The organism is Pigmentiphaga sp. (genome assembly GCF_019689535.1).
Lineage (GTDB): Bacteria > Pseudomonadota > Gammaproteobacteria > Burkholderiales > Burkholderiaceae_B > Pigmentiphaga.
Genome location: NZ_JADGHH010000301.1, coordinates 1 through 2,962, shown reverse-complemented (window position 1 = coordinate 2,962; position 2,962 = coordinate 1). Strand labels below are relative to the sequence as shown.

Genomic DNA, 2,962 nt, shown 5'->3' with positions numbered 1-2,962 from the left:
CAGCAAACCCCACACTGAAACCCAAAGACAAGGACGGCTGCGCCGTCCGCGCTATCCTTCCCCGCCCTGAACGGCGGGGCTTGTCGCGCACCGGGTCAGAACACAGAGGAGATGGCGAAGTGGTCAAGCACCGCCGGGCACATCGCGCCGAACTTGACGATGACCCACATGAAGCCGGAGGAAAACCCCGCGAGCAGCAGGAGGTCGAAGAAACGCCTCAAGCAAAGGCTGCCCGCCCTGCGCTCAGGATCGCGAATGTCCATGGTAGCCAGACTCCCCAGGCAATAAGACGCTCGAGAGTCTAGTATCAAGACGTAACAACATCTATTACCCAAACGTCGTACTACAAAGAAAGGAAAAACGGGGGCGCCGCGCAGTGCGCGAAGCCCCCATCACCTCTCGGATTACAACCCGGCGGGACGAACGTAACCCGGAAAGTCTTTGTCCAGGACGGCCTTGAAGAACGAAGACTTGAACGCCGCCGCCAAGTCCTTGGCCCACGGTTTGTCTTGGTCGGCCCGGCGAATGGCCACCACCTGCTGGAATTGCACGGGCGGGTTTTCGAGCGCTACGGCGCTGGTGAGCTTCAAGCCGGACGCGATCGCGAAATTGCCGGGAACGATGGCGAACTCGGCATCGCCGACGGTGCGCGGCAGCTGGGCCGCCTCGACGGGTTGCAGCCGTATCTTCTTGGGATTGGAGGCGATGTCTTTTTCGGTGACCCGCAACGGATCCACCTCAGCCTTGACCGTGATTACCTTGTTTTCCTGCAACAGCAGCAAGGCGCGCGCGAGATTGCTCGGATCGTTGGGGAGGGTGAAGCGATCGCCCTCTTTGACCTCCGACAGGCTCTTGCGCGACTTCGAATAAATCCCCATGGGAGCAGTCGTGCTCTGGGCCAGGTCGATCAGGTCGAGCTTTTGGTCGGCCTTGAAACGATTCAGATAGGCGATGTGCTGGAACAAGTTGGCGTCGAGCGAGCCCTGCGCCAGTGCCAGGTTGGGCTGGACATAATCGTTGAACTCGACCAGGCGCACCTTGTAGCCCTGCTGCTCCAGCTGCGGAACGATGGCGAGCTTGAGCACGTCGTAGTTGTAGCCGGCAGTCGCGCCGAATACGAGATTCTTCTTGGCGGGATCGGCGGCATGCGCACCGGCGGCGCTCAACGCCAACAGCGCGGCGGCCGTGCCCAGGATGACTTTGCGACGTAGGGATGACATCGACGGATTCCTAAAAAAGATGAATGGCGGCCGCGTCAATCTGCGGCCAAGAAAAGAACGGGTCAGCGCTTGTCCAGCCGGTTCGCGATCGCATTCCCGCCGAACTGGATGATCTGCACCAGGACGATCAACAGCGCGACGGTCAACAGCATGACGTCAGTTTGGAAGCGGTAGTAGCCGTAGCGGATGGCAAGGTCGCCGATGCCGCCGCCGCCCACCACGCCGGCGATCGCGGAATATGAAAGAAAACTCACCGCGAGGACGGTCAGCGCCAGGACCAGTCCGGAACGTGCTTCGCGCACCAGCACTCTCCAGACGATCTGCGACTCGGACGCCCCCATGGCGTGTGCGGCCTCGATCACGCCGCGCGGCACCTCGCGCAGGCTCTGCTCCACCAGCCGTGCGAAATACGGAATGGCCGCCACCGACAAAGGCACCGCCGCCGCGAGCGGCCCGATGGACGTTCCCACGATGAAGCGCGTAATCGGCACCAGCGCCACCAGCAGGATGATGAACGGAAAGGAACGCACCGTATTGACGATCCAGCTGAGCGCCACGTACGCCGGGCGGTTGTCGAGCGATTGCCCCGGCCCGAGCAAGAACAGCAGGACACCCAACGGCCCCCCCAGGAAGATGGCTGCCGATAAGCCGATGCCCAGCATCAGGAAGGTTTGGCCGATGGCGACCCACAGTTCGGGAAGGATGGCGAGAATGTTTTCGGACATGATCAGGCTGCCTGGAAAGTCGGCCCCGCCGCCGCAATGCGGGCGGCGTGCTCTTTGAGAATGTCTGCGCGCGCCTGCTCCTGGGCTAGCTCCCGCCCCAGCGCGCTGACGCGGGGCGTGGCGTGGTCGTTCACATCGAAGCGTTCGACCAGTTGGCCGTTCTCGAGCACCGCCACGTGATCGCAGAGCGCGTGCACCACGGACAGTTCGTGCGTGACGATGACGATGGTCACGCCCAGGCGCCGATTGATCTCGCGCAGGGTATCGAGCACCGAGCGCGTCGTCTCGGTATCGAGCGCCGAAGTCGGCTCGTCGCACAACAACACCTTGGGGTGCGGCGCGAGCGCACGGGCAATGGCCACCCGCTGCTTTTGCCCGCCCGACAGCTGTGCGGGGTAATTGTGCAGCTTGTCCGTCAGGCCCACGACCTCCAGGCACTCGCGCACCCGGGCCTCGATCTCGGACTTGCTGCGGTTGCCATGTAGCTTGAGCGGAAATGCAACGTTCTCGTAGACGGTGGCATTCTGCAGCAGATTGAACTGCTGGAAGATCATCCCTATGCCCTGGCGCGTCTCGCGCAGCTCGCGCTTGGACATCCGGGTCAGGTCCCGTCCGTCGACCAGCACCTTGCCCGCGTCGGGACGCTCCAGCAGATTGATCATGCGCAGCAAGGTCGACTTGCCCGCCCCGCTCTTGCCTATCAGGCCGAACACGCGCCCTTCGGCCATGTCGAGCGATACGGACTTCACCGCCTCGAACGTGCGCCCATCAGCAAGCCGGAAAGTCTTGCTGACCGCCTCTAGCCGGATGAGCGGCGGGACGGAAGAAGAAGAAGAATTCGAATTCATGGAAAAAGACAAGGCGGCTGCTCCCCGAACGCTTCGGGAACGCGGCGCCGCCGACGATATTGCACGAGTATCGGGCATACGACGGCCCGGCGGAACGAAAACGTTTTCCTATGTATATTCTATTTCTTCATTAGGACAGGCATGTTTTCTACAAAAAAGCACATAAGCC

4 protein-coding genes are annotated in these 2,962 nt (G+C 61.9%); all 4 read right to left on the bottom strand.

The annotated features are described in order from the left end of the window. Positions 1 to 95: 95 nt before the first annotated feature. Positions 96 to 263, bottom strand: a complete 168-nt coding sequence (locus IRZ12_RS16970) for a hypothetical protein (protein WP_296471088.1) — start codon at positions 261 to 263, stop codon at positions 96 to 98. A gap of 141 nt (positions 264 to 404) precedes the next feature. Next, on the bottom strand, positions 405 to 1,220 hold the full coding sequence (locus tag IRZ12_RS16965; protein WP_296471085.1) for a MetQ/NlpA family ABC transporter substrate-binding protein: 816 nt from the start codon (positions 1,218 to 1,220) through the stop codon (positions 405 to 407). 62 nt (positions 1,221 to 1,282) lie between these two features. Then, positions 1,283 to 1,945 (bottom strand): methionine ABC transporter permease, encoded by a 663-nt coding sequence (locus tag IRZ12_RS16960; protein WP_296471081.1) that lies wholly within the window; start codon positions 1,943 to 1,945, stop codon positions 1,283 to 1,285. Positions 1,946 to 1,947: 2 nt separating this feature from the next. After that, complete coding sequence (locus tag IRZ12_RS16955; RefSeq protein WP_296471078.1) at positions 1,948 to 2,793, bottom strand: methionine ABC transporter ATP-binding protein; 846 nt, start codon at positions 2,791 to 2,793, stop codon at positions 1,948 to 1,950. Positions 2,794 to 2,962: the final 169 nt, after the last annotated feature.